Here is a 2,011-nt window from a genome sequence, read left to right on the forward strand (position 1 = left end):
CTCCAGTCCTAGACCTTTAAGTCACGAGCTAGCTGCTTGAGAAACTGATCGTAGGCCTTTCGCTGTTCAAACTTATTGCATTCTTGTGTGAAGCAATCGTCCCAGACAGGAAGCCAAGATTTCGCGTACAGCCTTCTGTTGCCATCCTCCGTCGAGATGTCGCTTCGGATTCGAGCATCTTCCCCTGCGCCACCGAATGGTGCAAACGCTTCATGCATGAAACGATCGTAGGTCGAAAACAATTCTTGCGAGAAGAAGGGTTTGTACGTGTACATCGCCTTATCGACAGCTCGCTTCCGCTTGATCACCTGCGCTGGCGTGAGGTGCTTCCATCCTCCGACGAATGCCAGATAGGAATAGATGTCGTTCAAATCACCGCCGACCGCTTTGTAAATGTCACTTCGAAGGCTGCTTGACCGCTCTGACGCCTTCACGGAGTTGTTGATCCGTATGCCGAGGACCAAGACGAGTAGGGGGGTGAGGGTTGAGATCGCTAGTTTTGCGATCTCGAGGCTTGTCCACGGGGAAGTTTCCACTTGCTGCTCCGAATGAAGACCTGACGCTATCCGCTCTACAGACCTGCTTCGACTAGCAGCTCGCTCATCGTGACGCCCAGCGCCGCTGCGATCCGAGACAAAGTGAGCATCGCCACGTTGTTGTCTCCTCGCTCCACACGTCCGACATAGCTTCGGTCGAGTTCAGCCGTCAGGGCGAGTTTTTCCTGCGAGATCTCGTTCGCCTGACGCAAGCGCCGGATAGCCATGCCAAGGGCCACGAGCTGTGGATCTTGACGGTGACTGGAGAGGTTGGGCACCCCTTGATCGTTACGGATATGATGCATATGAGGCCACGGTCCATGTACCGCGATTGTCGTTGAATGTATCGAAGAACGCCGGGAAAGTGAGGGAGCCGGCTGCTTGAACGGCATCGCAACCAGTAGGTCGCGGCTTTGACGCGAGGGTCACCCTCGGGTCGAACTCATCTTCAAGTCAACGAATCGAGGAGAACATCATTTCCAAGAGAACTATCTGTGCTGTGGCATCCGCCGTCAGCGTCCTCATGCTTGCAGGGTGCTTCCAAGCGTCCAAGCCGAACTACGAGATCGCGATGTGTCCGGAACCACTTCGCATGTCCGACTGCAAGGTCGAGTCAGTCAACCCGTACTGCACCTTCGAGAACACGACACAACGAGTCCTGTCTGGTTACCCGCGTGCGTGGGGCTACAACAAAGACGGTGCGGAACTGACCAACTACGCGATCACTGACCTTGCAGGGCTGCAGCCCGGGCAGAAGAAGAGGCAACCGCTCGTACTCGGTGGCGAGTTCAAGTCGGTATCTCGCGTGGTGGTGTGTTCGATGGACCCGATGAATCCGATCGTGAAAAACCGAATCACTGATGTGGGAACCGCGAAATGAACATGATTAACGGCGTGCCGTTCCAGCAGGCGGTCATGATGTGCCAAACGTACCCGGAACTCGTCGAGTTGGTGAAGGGCTACAAGATGTCGAACAAGGAGTTCGATCTCTATGAGGAGCGGCTCAACTACCTGATGGATTACGAGGAGATGGAGGAGGGCTATACAGAGGAGGCCAAGAAGAAAGCCGAGGAGCATGTCCAGCGGAACCATGGCCGGGACCATCCTGAGTTCGATCGCCTCGTCTCAGACCAGACCAAGGTCGAGATGGAAGCCGAGTGGTCGATCAGGCAAGGGATCGACGCCGTCGTCAAGGCCGACAGCCGGCGGATGGAGCGCGAGGACGACCGTCAACGGGCGCTTCTCGACGGTCTGCAAGAGCTTGGCGACAGGGTCGAGGAGTCCAGCGCGTATGCACAAGGTAAGAAGATCGTCGAGCGCCATCCGTTTCTGACGGGACTGCTCGGACCGTCGATCGTTCGGAAGATCTTCGGTCCCTGAACTGGATAGCGGCCCGGTGCAATGCCGGGCTGGAGTCGATTCGGTGAGGTGGTTCGATGAGCACGATGCGACACCAACCACCCCCTGTAGTCGTC

General features: G+C 56.5%; 4 protein-coding genes. 2 read left to right on the forward strand and 2 right to left on the reverse strand.

Translation table 11 applies throughout. The features are described 5' to 3' along the window. Positions 1–8: 8 nt before the first annotated feature. Together ACSFBC_RS28405 and ACSFBC_RS28410 are read right to left on the reverse strand one after the other, a co-directional pair. Positions 9–536, reverse strand: coding sequence for a hypothetical protein (locus ACSFBC_RS28405; protein WP_435513675.1), 528 nt, complete (start codon positions 534–536; stop codon positions 9–11). A 35-nt stretch (positions 537–571) separates the two neighbouring features. After that, positions 572–841 (reverse strand): helix-turn-helix domain-containing protein, encoded by a 270-nt coding sequence (locus ACSFBC_RS28410; protein ID WP_435513676.1) that lies wholly within the window; start codon positions 839–841, stop codon positions 572–574. A gap of 287 nt (positions 842–1,128) precedes the next feature. Between ACSFBC_RS28410 and ACSFBC_RS28415 the strand changes: the two genes are divergently transcribed. Further along, positions 1,129–1,416, forward strand: coding sequence for a hypothetical protein (locus ACSFBC_RS28415; protein WP_183026992.1), 288 nt, complete (start codon positions 1,129–1,131; stop codon positions 1,414–1,416). After that, a complete protein-coding gene (locus ACSFBC_RS28420) occupies positions 1,413–1,916 on the forward strand; it encodes a hypothetical protein (protein ID WP_435513677.1) in 504 nt (167 codons plus the stop codon). Before ACSFBC_RS28415 ends, ACSFBC_RS28420 begins: the two co-directional genes overlap by 4 nt. Positions 1,917–2,011: the final 95 nt, after the last annotated feature.

The sequence above is a fragment of the Variovorax frigidus genome (genome assembly GCF_051216515.1).
In the GTDB taxonomy this organism is placed as follows: Bacteria; Pseudomonadota; Gammaproteobacteria; order Burkholderiales; family Burkholderiaceae_C; genus Variovorax.